A 17,336-nucleotide genomic window follows, 5' to 3' on the forward strand; every position below is an offset into this window, starting at 1 on the left:
CTACTCCCACTCTCGTTTAGTAGGACTCTAGCCTAGTACAAAAAGTAATTAGCCGTCTAAAATTTGTGGGTGTCTAAAACTCACTGATTTATCCCTTGCTGCGGGTTTTAGGTGTTTCTCTGCAATAATTTGGTCGTGTAACCATCCGAAAAATGAAAGAAGCTTGCAAGCAAGAAAACAAAAATTTGCACATACCCCAACCCAACACTAGGTTCTGTTAACATGCCGAAGTAGACAGTGATTGAAATAACGACCAATAGGAACCTTTTGGCTGTATACCAACCAAAATGCTGTTCACTTGTTTTTGCCTTGCAACTTGCAACCGCTTTTGAAACTTTTGATGTTATTTGACCGAAAATCAAGCATGACGCCAAAGACCATTCTGGAGATAGTATTATTTCTTGCCAGTTGGCAATATATAGTTTTACTGCAATTAAAAGCATAAAGGGTATTACAATAAACAAATACTCAGCTTTTAGATCTGCAAAAATTGCTTTTCTTTCACGCTTACTAAGCTTCAAGCTCATATTGATACTCATTATTTCGCTGGATATCCAAAACCTCTACAATTTTAGCATTTCGAATCTTAGGCTGCCCTTTCCCTTTTGGTGGTGTGTATATATCAAAAGTTACCTTAGCCTCTACAACATCTTTAGGTCCAATAGCTGGAATAAGACCATTTTGATAACGCTCTAACCAGTCTTTATCCGTTATTCTGGCACTAAATTTTCTATCCATTGATAAGCTGCGAAAAGACCAAACAGAATTTCCTTCATTCACTGAAATTTTAACAAAAAGTTTATCATTAAGCTCTTTGCTTACAGTTACTCCCTGAAACATTTCACCAGGCTTACCTTTAAAACGCCATGCAGTATCGATATTACAAGTATGTTTATCCCCATTGCTTGCAATCAATACAACGTTTTCACCCTTTTTAATTTTTTGATTTGCTATAGAGAATTTTTCTAGTACGAATGCTAATTGTTGCCGGTCAATATGTGGATCAACAATCTGCTGTGGTAAGTGGTTAGCTAAGGATGTTTCCAAATCAGCAGCCAATTTCTCAACCTGCTCTTCATTTTCTGTATCTTCTGACTCTGTTAACTCCTTAAAAAGATCATTACCAGAATTGTAAAATGCTGATTCAAACAGTTCGTCTATCTTACCCGACAATGCAGACAACTTACTTAATATTGATCCTTTCTCAATGCCGTTGAGCTGAAATTCAAAATCAGTTTTGATACCAACAGAACAACTTAAAACCTGCCCTAAGTCTCTATAAGCATTTATATACTGCGCCATGGCTTCAAAAATCTCAGCTGGATTCTTTCTTTCCTCAAGATATTCTAGTTTTATTGATAGCTCGGGTTTCACATTGTTTCCTATGAGTTTCTATTTTTTGGAGATGAATCACACTGTTTTTAGGGTTATATCCGGCAACAAATCATTTTAATGTTTATACATGGTAACCAGCACCACGCATCTCAAGTTTTAGCTGTTCTTGCCAAGTTCCTGCCTCATCCATACCTACATAGACTACTCCGCTGATATCATTTGGCGTTTCCACTTCACCTTTAACTACCGCCGTTACTCTAGGGCGTCCCAACTTACCGATTAAGTAGCCGTGCTCAAACACTACATTTTGGCGAGCTCTATGTTGGCCAGTCAAGTCTCCAACTTTTTGTCCTACGTCGCACGGTGTATATAAAACAATACCAAAACCAACATTCGAGTAACGCTCAATTTTTTCAATTATCGTCATCCCAGAACTAGCCTGCATATGAAGAATAATTGGTTCTAGCCCTAAGCCAGATACGAATCTGGCGACATCAAGTTTGGCTATTTCATCATGTCCATGCACAATAAATACTTGCGAGATATTAAATTCACCGTCGATAATTTGACTTTGCTCTACAACTCGAGGTTCTGGTTCTTTTAACTGTCGAGAAGCATCTAATTGCTGTTGATTTATGTAGCCGTGACTAAGTAGGATGTCAAAAATAGCCTCATCCTTAATAGCCCAGTGAGTTCGAGATAGCTCCCACCGACCAAGCTCTATATCAATTCGCATTGCTTCAATAGCGCCAACTGGAAGAGAAGGTAATATTGGGTCGAATTCATAATCGATGACAACAGACCTACTCCTCAAGCGAATATTGGTTATGTAACCTATTCGAGATTCCGTTGCCTCATTTTCAGTAACAAATAATGTTGGAAAACTTTTTAATTCTTCAATTGCTTTATCATCAAAGAACTTATATCGCTCGCTAATTTCATCAGCGGTATACTCTACAGCGGATCGGCTTCTATCCCATTCATATTGGGTAGAGTCCCAACTTTCAGGGTCATGTGATATTAATAGATTAAACAATCTTTGCTCTCCAATCCCAATTTACCAAATAGAAACCAGGCATCTTATTCACACCCAACTTGTATATTGGATGTGAACTAACACCGTTAAAACAACTCGTAAGCCATTGACTATACAGACTTACCTACAACCAACAACAAATATAGAAGTAAATGGCATTAAAAATTTGGTAAATCAAATATGGATGTTCCGTTTGTGGTTTTCACTGCTTTGCAATTAGCGCTTTCCCCAATGCGATAATTACACATTGCTTCAATAGCCATATTTGAAGATAGAACAGCCTATCCTCGTATCAAAACAAGTAGAGTCAGTAGGGGGACAAAATTAATTAACAGGACAAACGTTTAAAGGAGTGGGGGATTTTAGACACAAAAAAACCGACTCGATGGTCGGTTGATGTTTTTGCAAAGAAATGGTACCGGTAGGCGGACTTGAACCGCCACGCTCGAAAGCAACGGATTTTGAATCCTAAGTGGCTTCAAATGCCTTTCCAGTTCCCAACTTATTTCATTTTCCGAAATATCTGAAAGTTTATCGTATAGCTCTTTAAAGTGATTTTCATACGGATAGTCAATGCCTTTCCATGCGAAAACTTTTACTTCTCTAACGACTGATTGAGCAAGGTAACTGCCATATGGCAACGGTGGTCCCCAAATTCGCCATCCTTCCATTTCCAAGATCTCAGTTACTTGAAATGATATTTCTTCTGGAGATCCGTATATAATTTTGTATTCTGATTTTTTTATCTGAAGTTCAGGTTTTATCGTGTTTTTCTCTATGTCTCCTGAGAAAAAATCGCATTCTGGCAAAGCAAGTCCAATTTCTTGCATTGATGCTAAACAGTCTTCGACGCCTGCATCTTTACACTTAAAAAAGAGACTCCCTGACTTCCAATTGTATTTTTTACGCTTTGTTTCAATATCGAGAACTTTTAGAACTGAGTCATCATCTAAAGTTGCCACAAATTCGGTCGCGATACCTATGAAAGCAGAACGATCAACTTCGTCATGCAGACTCGCTGATACTTTAATTATTTCTTCAATCTTACTCATAGTTTCCGTTTAAATGCCTTGTTATGTTTTTAGCCGAAGATCTAAAAAACGCTTCATTAATTTCACATATTCAGAGTGCTGTTGCTCGATTTCATTTTTATCCGCTGATGATAGCTCATGCAAATATCCATTTCTGAGCTGCCTAGCACTCTTACTACCTCGCTTTCCAGATCCCCCTTTATAAATCAAAAGTAAAGATTCCGAATTAAAGTGCAAATTGAAATGTTCAAGTGATTTAGAGAGACTTTGAGTGTTCAATCTCGTCTGCAATGGTTGTTTATCTGTTTGGTAATAATGCTGTAATTTTGTCGCGAAAACTTCACAGCGAAGGTATAAACCAATAAATTCACCGACCACTCCTTGGCACGAAAAACCAGGATCATTTTTAGATACACTATCTAATCCCAAATTTCTTCTAGCAATCAATGCTGACTCTTGTTTGGTACTTCGTTTGATCATGACAACCTATTGAGAAAACATAACATTTGTATATCAAGCATGCTCACTTACAAAGCACCCTTAATAAAAATTTAAACCAAGAGTATTATTAAAAACAACAAATTACCAGTGGGGAGCGCGAAATATGACCAAAACAAAGCGTGCATGCGCGCTTTGCAGCAATTATTTGTGTAACAGCATGTTATTACGCAATAAAAAACAGACTTTCCATACAAAGCGTGCGAAATGGCTACAAATCCGAAGGGGGTAATATTCGTGCAGATATATTCTTGTATCGCGTTGACGTTAATCTTTATTGCTGTTTCATTAATAATGTGAAGTATTGAATCAACTAAACCTATTTATACAACGAAATCGGCAAGCAAAAATCTAACTGATATTTTTCATCTTCACTCAAGAACTGGTTCTGGTGATAATGAACATAAGACGGGGTTGATAACATTTTAAACCCAGAACTGGGTAACCAACGCTGCCAAATATTACTCAGTTGTGGCAATAGTTCGCCGTATTTACCTTCAAGTTTAAAGACCGCATACAGCCCACCGGGGATTGTCATGCTATTAACGACGCCTCGGCGTTGAATGGGTGAGTCAATCGCCAAACAGGCTACATAGCGACAATGCTTAAGCTCAACCCATGCAGGATTAGAGTGATGTAAGCCAAACTGCTGCGAGAAGTCCCGCTCTTGTTCATTAGACCAAGCCTTTAACGTTTGCCATGCCCCTTTAATCGAGCGGTCGTAGCCCTGATGACGAACATAAGCAACATGGCGTGGTGGCAATTCGAGTAATTCACAGTTAGGAACCACTAGGCTATCCATGCGCTGATAGTTTGCTGCTATTTCACTGTCGTCGAAACAGGCAAAATCGTGCCATTGTTGTTCATTGCAACGCCACTGGCCCGGGGCCATGGTAAAGATTGATTTAAACGCCCTGCTAAATGATGAAACCGAAGAAAAGCCCGACTTTGTTGCAATGTCTAAAACAGAGCAGTTGCTGTCGAACATTAATTGATTTGCGGCATACTCAAGCCGAGTACGCCGAATGTAGCCGTGGACAGATTCGCCGACCACTGTTTTAAACAAACGATGGAAATGTTGCTCTGAATAAGCTGCAATAGCCGCAAGTTCACCAGCTGGCAATTCCTGACTGATATCTTGATGAATATGGTATAAAACATCATTAATCCGTGAAACTTGTTGGTCAGTGGGCAAAATAGTTCTTTATAGCATAAATGGACATGCGGTAGAGCATAAACGGACATGCCAACAAGTGCAAGCTGCCGTAGGATTAAGACAAATTAAGCCACGAGTTATCACCATGCAATTAGCCAAATCATTACAGCAAATAAAACCGTCTTATATCCGTGAAATTCTTAGCGCATCGAATGCACCTGGAGTGATTTCGTTGGCCGGTGGTTTACCCGACGATGCAACGTTTCCTTTAGCGTTGATGGCTAAATCACTTTCGCAATTACCTGAGAAAACGGCTTTGTTTCAATATGGCAATACCGCAGGTTATCAGCCGTTACTCGACTTTTTCACCGAGCGATATCAATTACCTACGACTCACGATGCCATTGTTTGTACCGGTTCTCAGCAAGGATTAGATTTAATTTCTCGCGCATTTCTTAACCCCGGTGATACTGTAGTAATGGAAGCGCCTAGCTACCTTGGTGCGTTGCAGGTATTTGGTTTAGCACAGGCAAATATTGTAAGTATTTCTCAAAACGATCAAGGGCCGGACTTAGCTGAGCTAGAAAAATGTTTTGCACAAAGTAAAGTAACGATGTTTTACGCGGTGCCAGACTTCCATAACCCAACAGGGGTTTGTTGGTCACTTAGCGTTCGTCAAAAAGTGGCGCAACTGTGTCAACAATATCAGGTGGCTTTAATTGAAGATGTGCCTTATCGCGAATTAAGATTTACCGGTCAAGAGTTGCCGTTAGTCTCAAGCTTTTGCCCTGATAACTCGTTAGTATTACGTTCATTTTCTAAAATAGCGACCCCAGGCATTCGTTTAGGATTAGTGACTGGTCGCTCCGATTGGATTGAGCCGCTAAACCGCATTAAACAAGGGGCTGATTTACACTCGAGCCAGCCAATGCAGGCGGTGTTACTTGATTTGTTACAGCACCAAGGCTTTGATCAGCATTTAGCGAACCTGCGCGACCTTTATCAATCACGTTACCTCGCATTAACCGAGCACATTAAACAGAAATTACCACAGTGTCAGTTTAATGCGGTTGATGGCGGCATGTTTATTTGGTTGTCGTTGCCACCGTGTGACGTGTTTGCCTTAGCACAAGCAGCACTTGAACAAGGTGTGGCGGTTGTGCCAAGCACTGTATTTTATCAAGAGCGAACGGGTGTTGAGCCTGCACTACGCCTAAACTTTACCAATGCAACTGCGCAGGAACTGGGCGAGGCAATTGACCGTTTAGCTAAAGTGATTGCGAAAATCTAATGATTAACAGTAATAATAGGTAGCCCTTATTAAGAATTGAGGTTATGTAGATCAAAAAAGGCTGCCAAATTTGGCAGCCTTTTTTATGATTACTACTTGAACAGCGCCAAGTAGTAATTTTTTATACTTAGTACGTTATGCAGGGAACTTGTCTGCAAGGTACAACCACGTTGGCAGTACGGTATCAGGGTTAAGTGACAAGCTGTCAATGCCCTCTTCAACCAACCAAGCTGCGAAGTCTTCGTGATCTGACGGACCTTGACCACAAATACCAACATACTTACCTTTGACTTTGGCCGCTTGAATCGCCATTGATAACAGCTTTTTAACCGCAGGGTTACGCTCGTCAAACAATTTAGACACGATGCCAGAATCGCGATCTAGACCCAGAGTTAACTGCGTTAAATCGTTAGATCCGATTGAGAAGCCATCAAAGTGTTCTAAGAATTCATCAGCAAGCAACGCGTTAGAAGGCAATTCACACATCATGATAATGCGTAAGCCGTTTTCGCCACGCTTAAGTCCGTGCTCAGCCAGTAGTTCGATAACGGCTTTGCCTTCTTCAACGGTACGAACAAACGGGATCATAATTTCAACGTTATTAAAGCCCATTTCGTTACGAACACGTTTTAGTGCTTCACATTCAAGTGCGAAACAGTCTCTGAAGTCTTCAGACAAATAACGAGAAGCGCCGCGGAAGCCCAGCATTGGGTTTTCTTCTTCAGGCTCGTAACGTTCGCCACCTAATAGGTTAGCGTATTCGTTTGACTTAAAATCAGACATCCGCACAATAACTTTCTCTGGTGAGAAAGCACAAGCCAAGGTTGAAATACCTTCGGTCAGTTTCGCAATGTAAAACTCAGTTGGGTTTGCGTAACCGGCGATTAATTCGGTAATTTCACGTTGAGTTCGGGCGTCTTGATCGTCAAAGTTAATCAAGGCTTTCGGGTGAATACCAATCATGCGATTGATAATAAACTCTAAGCGGGCCAAACCAACACCAGCGTGTGGCAAACGCGCAAAGTCAAACGCACGATCGGGGTTGCCAACGTTCATCATGATCTTAAGCGGTAGCTCAGGTAAGTTGCTTACTTCAGACGAGGTTACCGTGAAATCGAGCTCACCGTCATAAATGTAACCCGTATCGCCTTCGGCACAAGACACAGTTACAAATTGGCCTTCTTTGATTAAATCAGTCGCGTTGCCACAACCAACCACGGCAGGAACACCCAGCTCACGCGCAATGATTGCAGCGTGACACGTACGACCACCACGGTTAGTCACAATCGCTGAAGCGCGCTTCATGATTGGCTCCCAATCGGGATCGGTCATATCGGTTACTAAGATATCGCCAGGCTCAATGCGGTCCATTTCGTCAATCGACGCTAATACTTTAACGCGACCCGAACCGATTTTACCACCAATAGCACGGCCTTCAGCAATAACGGTGCTGGTAGCATTAAGCGAGTAACGCTCCATGATGTTGCTGCTTTCGCGTGAACGAACCGTTTCTGGGCGTGCTTGTACTATGTACAATTTACCGTCGTTACCGTCTTTTGCCCACTCGATGTCCATTGGACGACCGTAGTGTTGCTCAATAACTAAGGCTTGTTTAGCCAGCTCTGTTACTTCAGCATCGGTAATCGAAAACTGATGTGAACGCTCGGTTTCAATGTCTTTAATGACAACTTGCTTGCCGTGCTTCGTGTCGTCAGAGTAAACCATTTCAATGAGCTTACTACCAATGTTACGACGAACAACAGCAGGACGACCAGCGTTCAATGTTGGCTTGTGCACGTAGAATTCGTCAGGGTTAACTGCGCCCTGTACGACCATTTCGCCAAGACCCCATGACGACGTAATAAACACAACATCGTCAAAACCAGATTCCGTATCAAGCGTAAACATAACGCCAGATGACGCAATGTCACTGCGAACCATCCGCTGGATACCAGCTGATAACGCAACGCCGCGATGGCTATAACCTTGATGAACGCGATATGAAATTGCGCGGTCGTTAAACAATGAAGCAAAAACATGCTTAATCGCTTCACGTACGGCGTCTAACCCGACTACGTTTAAAAATGTTTCTTGCTGGCCAGCAAATGATGCGTCTGGCATATCTTCTGCGGTCGCAGATGAACGCACCGCAAATGACATACCCGCTGACGAATCAGCTAACTGCTGATAAGCCTCGGCAATTGCCACTTCAAACTGTGGCTGGAACGGGGTATCGAGAATCCATTGACGAATTGTCTTGCCTGCATTTGCCAGCGCCGTTAAATCATCAACATTTAAATCATCAAGCAACAGATAAATTTTCTCGTTGATACCGCTGGTTTCTAAAAACTCATTGAATGCATCAGCTGTTGTCGCGAAACCGCCCGGTACTTGAACACCTGCGTTTGACAAATTACTGATCATTTCACCTAAAGATGCGTTTTTACCGCCAACAACTTCAACATCATTCATGCCAAGCTGTTCATACCAAAGTACATATTTTTGCACCGTCAATCTCCAAATTCACTAATGTGGCTATCTAATAATATGGTTTGTTGCATTCTACACTGCTACAATTTGTTCCGTAAATCATAAAAACGAATAACTCTTAATTAAATTTTATTACAGACAGGTAAATTATTTTGCGTAAAGTCTTTTACATCTCTGATGGGACGGCAATTACCGCCGAAATATTGGGTCACGCGGTCCTTTCTCAATTTGATATTGAGTTTGAACAAATTACTATTCCCTTTGTTGAGACTCTTGCGAAAGCGACTGAAGTTGCACAACAAATAAACGACAGTTGTATTACCGAGAAACCAGCACTGGTTTTTCATTCAATAATCGATGAGAATATTCGAAAAATTATTGAAAGCTGTAATGGCATCAGTTATGACTTTCTAAACACTTTTGTGGCCCCGCTCGAAAAACAGCTCGGCACTAAAGCGGCGCCGAAAACGCATCGCACTCATGGTATTGCGAACGAAGCGTATAGCGCTCGCATCGACGCGATAAATTACTCGCTTGATAACGACGATGGCATTAGTTTAAAGCATCTGGATAAAGCTGAAATAATCTTGGTTGGCGTGTCCCGCTGTGGCAAAACACCAAGCAGTCTTTATTTAGCAATGCAGTTTGGCATTGCTACGGCCAACTACCCGTTTATTTGCGAAGATATGGACAATCTAAAACTTCCGGCAGAGCTTAAGAAAAATAAAAGCAAAATATTTGGCCTGACTATCGACCCGTTCAGACTGCATGAAATAAGAACTCAGCGCCGAGCCGACAGTAAATATGCCTCGTTAAGACAATGCCGTGCTGAAGTTAAAGAGGTTGAGATGCTTTACCGCCGCGAACGCATCCCATTCATTGATACTACTAAGCATAGTGTTGAAGAAATAACCGCAAAAATCATCGATATCAGCGGACTAAAACGTAAAATGTTCTAACGCTTGCTTAGCTGACAATATGAAATTGTCGATCTAGCCAAAAGACTCGGCATTGATGCCGAGTTTTGTGAGCTTACGGCTTTAAAATACTGGCTGAGTAGGTTAAGGTTGAGCCAGTTAAATTAATCGTACTTATAATAATGCCAATAAAAACAGATGAATTAAGAACCACCTATATCGATCGGGTGATCACCCCTAGTCAATTAGCCCTAGAATTTCCATTGTCTGACAGTGCCGCCCAAACGCTCATTCAGAACCGTCGTGAGATTGAAGCCATTATCGATGGTACCGATGATCGTTTATTGGTTATTATCGGCCCTTGTTCTATTCACGATACCGCTGCTGCACTTGACTACGCCAAACGTTTAACTGTGTTGCAACAGCAATATAAAGACAGTTTAGTCATTACAATGCGTGTTTACTTTGAAAAGCCTCGTACCATTGTTGGTTGGAAAGGCTTAATTAGTGATCCTGATTTAAATGGCCAATACAAAGCGAACAAAGGTCTGCGTTTAGCGCGTAAACTTTTAGTCGATATTTCTGAAATGGGCATGCCAATTGCCACCGAATTTTTAGACATGGTCAATGGTCAATATATTGCTGATTTAATCTGTTGGGGCGCTGTTGGGGCTCGTACCACTGAAAGCCAAATTCACCGTGAAATGGCCTCAGCGCTTTCATGCCCTGTTGGCTTTAAAAATGGTACCGATGGTAATACCAAGATTGCGATTGATGCGGTGCGTGCAGCTCAAGTACCCCATATCTTTTATTCTCCGGATAAAGATGGCCAAATGACAGTTTACCGCACCCATGGCAACCCGTTTGGTCATGTGATCCTGCGTGGCGGTAAAGAGCCAAATTATAGTGCACAGCACATTGCACACGCTTGTGCTCGTTTAAATGAAGCCGAACTGCGCCCAGCAGTAGTGATTGACTTTAGCCACGGTAACAGCCAAAAGCTTCATACTAATCAGTTACTCGTTGCCAAAGATATCATGGCGCAAATGCGCGAAGGTAGCCGCCAAATATCGGGCATCATGGCCGAGAGCTTTATTGAGCAAGGCAATCAGAAAGTGATTGAGGGTCAGCCGTTAGTTTATGGCCAAAGCATTACCGATGCTTGCATCCATTGGGGTGATACTGAGACTTTATTAGCCGATTTAGCCGACGCATCGGCTGCAAGAATGGCTAAAGGTTAATTGCCAAGTCGCGTTATGGCGCCAACTCAGGCAATTGCTTAAATAACTTCGTACTGATTAGCTCACTGTTTTGCGGTGGGCCAAACAGTGAGCCCTGCATCACTGAACAACCATAACGTTCTAATAATTTTTGCTGACCAAGATTTGTAATGCCACTGGCGGAAATTGTAAAGCCCATCGTTTTGCTCATGGCAATTAGTGCCTGAACTAACAAGCGATGTTTGTCTGACTTAAGCACATTGCCAACACAATTATCTGCTAGCTTGACCCCACTAATCGGCAATGTCGTAAAATGGTTCATCGACGTAACACTACAGCCAAAATCACTCGCTATAATCTGAACCCCAAGCCGATCTAAGTTCGCTAATAACTCATTGCTACTGTCGTATTGTACCGCGGTTTCAATGTCTTTTATTTGTAACACCAATTTTTCGGCGCCCAGCCCGGTTGATTTGAGCGTGTTAGCTATGTGGCCGACTAATCCAGTATTTTTAAAATGTGCAGGATACAGATTAAAGGTTACTGTTAAGTTGTCATGGCCTAACTCATTCCACAAGACCATTTGCAGGCAAGCTTGATTAATAATTCGCTCTGTCATTGGAATAATTAATTCAGTGTCTATCGCAATCGACAAGAAATCATTAAGCGGTATAAAACTGCCATCGCGCTGACGCCACTTAAATGTTGCTTCTAGCGCGGTAATTTTACAATTTACAACATCGATAATTGGCTGATATACCGTCTCTATTTCATTGTTGTAAACTGCTTTCTTTAATTTTGTAATCAACAGCATCCGAACGTTGCCATCGAGTGCATAGGCTGATGTAAAAAACTGACAATTGTTACGCCCCAAGCGTTTCGCTTGGTACATTGCTAAATCTGCGTGTTTAATTAAGCTACTGTAATCTCTACCATGTTCTGGGAAAGTAGCAACACCAATACTGCCAGACACATAAGCTTCCTGACCTGCGATGGTTACTACGGGTAATAAGCTTTGTCTGATCGCTTCAGCACGAGATTCTATTTCTGCGTCGCTAGCAATGTTGTTTAACAGCAAAATAAATTCATCACCGCCATGGCGTGACAATAAGTCATCAGACGTAAGGTGCGCACCAATTCGCCGAGCAGCTTCAATTAACAACACATCACCACTGTCGTGGCCTAACGTATCATTGACGTATTTAAAGCCATCAAGATCGATAAAAATCACCGCTAGGCGCGTTCTTGATACCGCAGCTTGGCTGATTGCAGTTTTTAAATGTTCTGTTAATTTAAGCCGATTTGGCAATTTGGTTAAAGAATCGTGGTAGGCCATGAAGTAAACTTGACGCTCTTTAGAGCGTAATTTGGTGACTTCGGTAATGTTCCACACCCGTCCGACCACGGCGCCTTTGACACATTGAGGTAGTGAGACAATCTCGAACATTCGGCCATAGGTTAACGTTACAACCAACTCTGCACGCGCTTGACCTGAACGAAAAACCTGACTAAAACTTTGTAAAACATCCGGATAATCAACGATACTTGGCGCTAACTGACTAAATATATTCTGCGGTTCATCAACCCGTAATTGGGCCAACAAAAATGTTGCTTTGTGATTTAAGCGAGTGACATTGCCTTTGCGATCGGTAACGATAATGGCAGTAGTGGTAGAGTCGAGCGTTGCTTGGGCCGAACATAATAAATATTCAAGCGCTTGCTGCTTAGCATCGGCTTGAGTATAGCAATAATCTATTTCTGCAATAAAGTCAGTTAACTTTATCTGCATATTTTTCTCAGGGAGATACTCCGCTATCTGGTCTATTAATTCTTGATGCACTTTACATTCCCTTGTATTCGTACTGCTATCAGTTGATCTGACAATCTTTAGATTAATGCGGTTAACCACAACTTATACCAATTTTGATAATTTAACGGAATTGGTATTAAATTGATTAACCCGGTGAATGTCCATGATCACAGGGCTAATACCAATCTCATTAATTAAGTGATCATCGGTGCTTGATCAAACCCATCTAGCCTGCGTTGCTCTCATTCCTAATAGCTTACTATTACTCAATCGAGCGCCTTGTCTAAATTAATTGTCTCCACGCACAACTAGGTCATAAATTTAATGCAATTGGTATAATCTTTAAACTAGCATAACAATTTGCTGAAAAACTTCAATCATAAAATATTAAGCCGGGTTGGCAATGTCAATAAATTCAACCTCAACTGAAAATTGTTTGGCTAAATGTTGCCCCAAGGCTTTGATTCCATAACGCTCAGTGGCGTGGTGACCGGCGGCAAAAAAAGCAATGTCATATTCACGCGCTAAATGAATCGTTTGCTCTGACACTTCACCACTAACAAAGGCATCAATGCCCTGCTCTCCAGCCATTTCAATAAAACTTTGGCCACCGCCACTGCACCAAGCAACCGTTTTGATCAATTTATCGTTAGCACCTTCAATCAGTGGTGTCCGACCAAGTTGCTGCTCAATCACTTGACCAAACTCGGCTACGGTCGTTGGCGTTATTAAGTTACCTTTTACCGCGACACTTTGTGGATTACCGGCCTCTAAGCCCGTAGTATTTTCAATGCCAAACAATTTAGCCAATTGCGCATTATTGCCCAAGGTCGGGTGAATATCTAACGGTAAGTGATAAGCGATAAGGTTGATGTCGGCATCAAGCAAGGCTTTAATACGATTGCGTTTAAGCGAGGTAATAACGGGTGATTCGCCCTTCCAGAAATAGCCATGATGAACCAATAAAGCATCTGCGCCAGCAGCGACAGCGGCATCAACTAAGGCTTGTGAGGCGGTTACACCAGTAACAATTTTGGTAATACTGTCAGTACCTTCAACCTGCAGACCATTAGGGCAATAGTCTTTTATTTTTGAAGGGGCAAGGGTTTGGTCTAAGTAAGCCAATAATTGGCTTCGGGTAACAGTCATAACAACACTCTAGATTAAATATATAATGAGTATTGTAACTGCTTTAAACCAAAAAAAGGAACCCGAAGGTTCCTTTTCACTTTAAATCAAAAAGATGAATTAAATAGCAGCTTTCGCTTTCTCAACAAGAACGCTAAATGCGTACTTATCGAATACAGCGATATCAGCTAGGATCTTACGATCGATCTCGATAGATGCTTTCTTAAGACCGTTGATGAAACGGCTGTAAGATAGACCATTCTGGCGAGATGCAGCATTAATACGAGCAATCCAAAGTTGACGGAATTGACGTTTACGCTGACGACGGTCACGGTAAGCATATTGACCAGCTTTAGTTACAGCTTGGAACGCTACACGATAAACACGTGAACGTGCGCCGTAATAACCTTTAGCTTGCTTTAATACTTTCTTGTGGCTCGCGCGAGCCGTTACACCACGTTTTACTCTAGGCATTTTTCAAATTCTCCAATAACTTCGACTATGCGAAAGGTAACATGCGGTTGATAGAAGGAACGTCCACTTTATGGATCATACCTTTAGCACGCAATTGACGCTTACGCTTAGTGCTTTTCTTAGTCAAAATATGACGAAGGTGGTTATGTTTGAACTTGAAGCCGCCAGAACCCGTTTTTTTGAAACGTTTTGCAGCGCCTTTGTTGCTTTTCATCTTAGGCATTATATTTCTTCTACTTCGCATTGGGTTAATAGTAGGTAGTAAGGCGTACAAAAATAGTGGCTTAGCAAGCTAAGCCACTATTTTGCAACTTGAGTTGCCTTAACTACTTCTTTTTCGGTGCAAGTACCATCACCATTTGGCGACCTTCCATTGAAGGAAAAGACTCCACGTTGGTCAGTTCAGCTAAATCAGCTTTAATACGATTCAATAGCTTAGTGCCCAAACCTTGGTGTGCCATCTCACGACCACGGAAACGAAGTGTAACTTTCACTTTGTTGCCGTCTTCGATAAAGCGATTCAGGTTGCGTAGTTTTACCTGATAATCGCCTTCGTCAGTTCCAGGGCGGAATTTTATTTCCTTTAACTGGATCTGCTTATTTTTTTGACGCTGTTCTTTGTCTTTTTTCGATTTCTCGAAAATATATTTACCATAGTCCATTACACGACAGACAGGAGGCTCGGCATTTGGACTAATTTCAACTAAATCCAAATTAGCTTCTTCAGCAGAAGCGATAGCTTCGCGAAGTGTAACAATACCAACAGGTGTTCCTGAAGCATCAGTTAAACGAACTTCACTTGCGGTGATTTCACCGTTTATTTGGTGCAAATTCTTTTTTTGCACTTGTCCTCTTCTTGCGCCTTTAATCAGTTATTCCTCCAGTTGTTGTAGACTACGGCTGTTAATCTCGTTTTGTAAGGTGTCTAGGAAAGACTCTATTGACATTTTCCCTAAATCAACACCGTTACGAGTTCGAACAGCAATTTCTTTTGCTTCGACCTCTTTATCGCCAATGACGATTTGGTAAGGTACCCGCTTTAAAGTATGTTCACGGATTTTAAAGCCTATCTTCTCATTTCTCAAGTCCGATTTGGCTCTAATTCCAAAAGATTTCAATTTATTAACGATTTCTGTGACATATTCACTCTGTTTGTCGGTAATATTCATTACCACAACCTGAGTTGGTGAAAGCCATGTCGGAAATTTACCCGCATACTCTTCGATTAAAATACCGATGAAGCGTTCTAAAGATCCTAAAATTGCTCGGTGAATCATCACTGGCGTATGCCGTTCATTGTCTTCAGCAACAAAAGTTGCGTCTAAACGTTCAGGCATCGAGAAATCAAGCTGTATTGTACCACATTGCCACGCACGACCTAGACAATCATGCAAAGTAAATTCGATTTTAGGACCATAAAATGCGCCCTCGCCCGGTTGCAGATCATATTCTAGGTTATTGGCGATTAAAGCATCTCTTAATGAAGCTTCTGCGCTGTCCCAAACTTCATCACTGCCAACACGCTGTTCAGGGCGAGTTGAAAGTTTAATGCGAATATCGTCAAAACCAAAGGTCTCATAACAATCGAAAACCATTTTAATACACGAAGTGACTTCACTAAGAATTTGATCAGGTGTACAGAAAATATGAGCATCATCTTGAGTAAACGCACGTACGCGCATTAGACCATGTAAAGCGCCAGATGGCTCATTACGGTGACACGAACCAAATTCAGCCATTCGTAACGGTAAATCACGGTACGATTTTAAACCCTGATTAAAGATTTGAACATGACCTGGGCAGTTCATTGGTTTAATCGCATAATCACGATTCTCTGAACTGGTGGTAAACATACCATCACTGTATTTGTCCCAGTGACCTGATTTTTCCCACATTGAACGATCCATTATCTGTGGACCTTTCACTTCCTGGTAATCATATTCAGTTAGCTTTTCACGAATAAAGGTTTCTAATTCGCGGAAAATTGTCCAGCCATCGTTATGCCAGAATACCATTCCGGGTGCTTCTTCTTGCATATGGTACAAGTCTAGTTGCTTGCCAATACGACGGTGGTCGCGCTTTTCAGCTTCTTCTAAGCGCTTTAAGTATGCCTTAAGTGCTTTTTTGTCTGCCCAAGCGGTGCCGTAAACACGTTGCAGCATTTTGTTTTTAGAGTCGCCGCGCCAATAGGCACCTGCTACTTTCATAATTTTGAAATTTTGACAGTGACGCATATTTGCCACATGAGGGCCACGACACATATCAATATATTCTTCGTGATGATATAGACCAGGTCGTTGATCCGGTGTTAGCGTATCAATAATTTCAATTTTATAGCTTTCACCACGTTCTTCAAAAACAGCGCGTGCTTCGCTAACTGAAACCTTTTTACGAATAACATCGTAGTTTTTCTTGGCCAGCTCTTTCATGCGCTTTTCAAGTTTAGCCAGATCGTCAACTGATAAAGCATGGTCCATGTCGATATCGTAATAGAAACCGTTATCGATGGTAGGGCCAATCGCCATTTTAGCGTCGGGCCATAATTGCTTAACCGCGTGTCCAATAAGGTGCGCACATGAGTGACGAATAATTTCTAACCCATCATCGTCTTTCGCGGTCACGATGGCAATTGTAGAATCTTCGGTGATTAATTCACAGGCATCCACTAATTGGCCATTAATTTTACCGGCAACACAGGCTTTGGCTAAACCTGGCCCGATATCCATCGCAACTTCCATAATAGAGACCGCTTGCTCGAAAGAGCGTTGGCTACCATCTGGCAGTGTAATTGTAACTGGGTTTTGTTCTGACATTATTCGTCCTTTTAACAGTGGTGATCTATACCAAAGATCACTTGTATCATTTATTAATACTCTTTATCGCCTGAATTTTACGGCGTAAATACACGCTATTTCCACAGACCATCAAACGTAGAGGGTCAATTAGGGCG

The 17,336-nt window shown here is 41.7% G+C and carries 16 protein-coding genes; 3 read left to right on the top strand and 13 right to left on the bottom strand.

The genetic code is table 11. From position 1 onward, the window contains the following. Window positions 1–107: 107 nt before the first annotated feature. The 6 genes from HRU23_18075 to HRU23_18100 form a co-directional block, all read right to left on the bottom strand. Window positions 108–527 (bottom strand): hypothetical protein, encoded by a 420-nt coding sequence (locus HRU23_18075; GenBank protein ID NRA56050.1) that lies wholly within the window; start codon window positions 525–527, stop codon window positions 108–110. Further along, complete coding sequence (locus HRU23_18080; protein ID NRA56051.1) at window positions 511–1,374, bottom strand: hypothetical protein; 864 nt, start codon at window positions 1,372–1,374, stop codon at window positions 511–513. Before HRU23_18080 ends, HRU23_18075 begins: the two co-directional genes overlap by 17 nt. 82 nt (window positions 1,375–1,456) lie before the next feature. After that, window positions 1,457–2,071 (bottom strand): nucleotide-binding protein, encoded by a 615-nt coding sequence (locus HRU23_18085; GenBank protein NRA56052.1) that lies wholly within the window; start codon window positions 2,069–2,071, stop codon window positions 1,457–1,459. 662 nt (window positions 2,072–2,733) lie between these two features. After that, on the bottom strand, window positions 2,734–3,423 hold the full coding sequence (locus HRU23_18090; GenBank protein NRA56053.1) for a hypothetical protein: 690 nt from the start codon (window positions 3,421–3,423) through the stop codon (window positions 2,734–2,736). Between the two features lie 21 nt (window positions 3,424–3,444). Next, entirely contained in the window at window positions 3,445–3,882 is a 438-nt protein-coding gene (locus HRU23_18095) for a hypothetical protein (protein NRA56054.1), read from the bottom strand. A gap of 337 nt (window positions 3,883–4,219) precedes the next feature. Further along, window positions 4,220–5,095 (bottom strand): AraC family transcriptional regulator, encoded by an 876-nt coding sequence (locus tag HRU23_18100; GenBank protein NRA56055.1) that lies wholly within the window; start codon window positions 5,093–5,095, stop codon window positions 4,220–4,222. A gap of 106 nt (window positions 5,096–5,201) precedes the next feature. Between HRU23_18100 and HRU23_18105 the strand changes: the two genes are divergently transcribed. After that, window positions 5,202–6,347, top strand: a complete 1,146-nt coding sequence (locus HRU23_18105; protein ID NRA56056.1) for a PLP-dependent aminotransferase family protein — start codon at window positions 5,202–5,204, stop codon at window positions 6,345–6,347. Between the two features lie 135 nt (window positions 6,348–6,482). Here the strand turns inward: HRU23_18105 and ppsA are convergent, their stop codons facing one another. Next, a complete protein-coding gene (gene ppsA, locus HRU23_18110) occupies window positions 6,483–8,855 on the bottom strand; it encodes a phosphoenolpyruvate synthase (protein NRA56057.1) in 2,373 nt (790 codons plus the stop codon). Between the two features lie 131 nt (window positions 8,856–8,986). Here ppsA and HRU23_18115 point away from each other — a divergent pair, with 131 nt between their 5' ends. Then, window positions 8,987–9,796, top strand: coding sequence for a kinase/pyrophosphorylase (locus tag HRU23_18115; GenBank protein NRA56058.1), 810 nt, complete (start codon window positions 8,987–8,989; stop codon window positions 9,794–9,796). A gap of 140 nt (window positions 9,797–9,936) precedes the next feature. Continuing rightward, complete coding sequence (locus tag HRU23_18120) at window positions 9,937–10,995, top strand: 3-deoxy-7-phosphoheptulonate synthase (protein NRA56059.1); 1,059 nt, start codon at window positions 9,937–9,939, stop codon at window positions 10,993–10,995. A gap of 13 nt (window positions 10,996–11,008) precedes the next feature. On the opposite strand, the gene HRU23_18125 is transcribed toward HRU23_18120, so the two are convergent. The 6 genes from HRU23_18125 to thrS all read right to left on the bottom strand — a co-directional run bounded on the left by HRU23_18125 (window position 11,009) and on the right by thrS (window position 17,199). Then, on the bottom strand, window positions 11,009–12,814 hold the full coding sequence (locus tag HRU23_18125) for a diguanylate cyclase (protein NRA56060.1): 1,806 nt from the start codon (window positions 12,812–12,814) through the stop codon (window positions 11,009–11,011). A gap of 357 nt (window positions 12,815–13,171) precedes the next feature. Next, window positions 13,172–13,933, bottom strand: a complete 762-nt coding sequence (locus HRU23_18130) for a Nif3-like dinuclear metal center hexameric protein (GenBank protein ID NRA56061.1) — start codon at window positions 13,931–13,933, stop codon at window positions 13,172–13,174. A 99-nt stretch (window positions 13,934–14,032) separates the two neighbouring features. Then, the gene (gene rplT / locus HRU23_18135) at window positions 14,033–14,386 is read right to left on the bottom strand and encodes a 50S ribosomal protein L20 (GenBank protein ID NRA56062.1); all 354 of its coding nucleotides are present in this window, start codon (window positions 14,384–14,386) and stop codon (window positions 14,033–14,035) included. 25 nt (window positions 14,387–14,411) lie between these two features. Then, window positions 14,412–14,609: a 50S ribosomal protein L35 gene (gene rpmI / locus HRU23_18140; protein ID NRA56063.1), complete on the bottom strand. Its 198-nt coding sequence runs from the start codon at window positions 14,607–14,609 to the stop codon at window positions 14,412–14,414. A 103-nt stretch (window positions 14,610–14,712) separates the two neighbouring features. After that, window positions 14,713–15,255, bottom strand: a complete 543-nt coding sequence (infC, locus tag HRU23_18145) for a translation initiation factor IF-3 (protein NRA56064.1) — start codon at window positions 15,253–15,255, stop codon at window positions 14,713–14,715. A 3-nt stretch (window positions 15,256–15,258) separates the two neighbouring features. Beyond that, window positions 15,259–17,199, bottom strand: a complete 1,941-nt coding sequence (gene thrS / locus HRU23_18150; GenBank protein ID NRA56065.1) for a threonine--tRNA ligase — start codon at window positions 17,197–17,199, stop codon at window positions 15,259–15,261. Window positions 17,200–17,336: the final 137 nt, after the last annotated feature.

This window comes from Gammaproteobacteria bacterium, assembly GCA_013214945.1.
GTDB lineage: Bacteria > Pseudomonadota > Gammaproteobacteria > Enterobacterales > Psychrobiaceae > Psychrobium.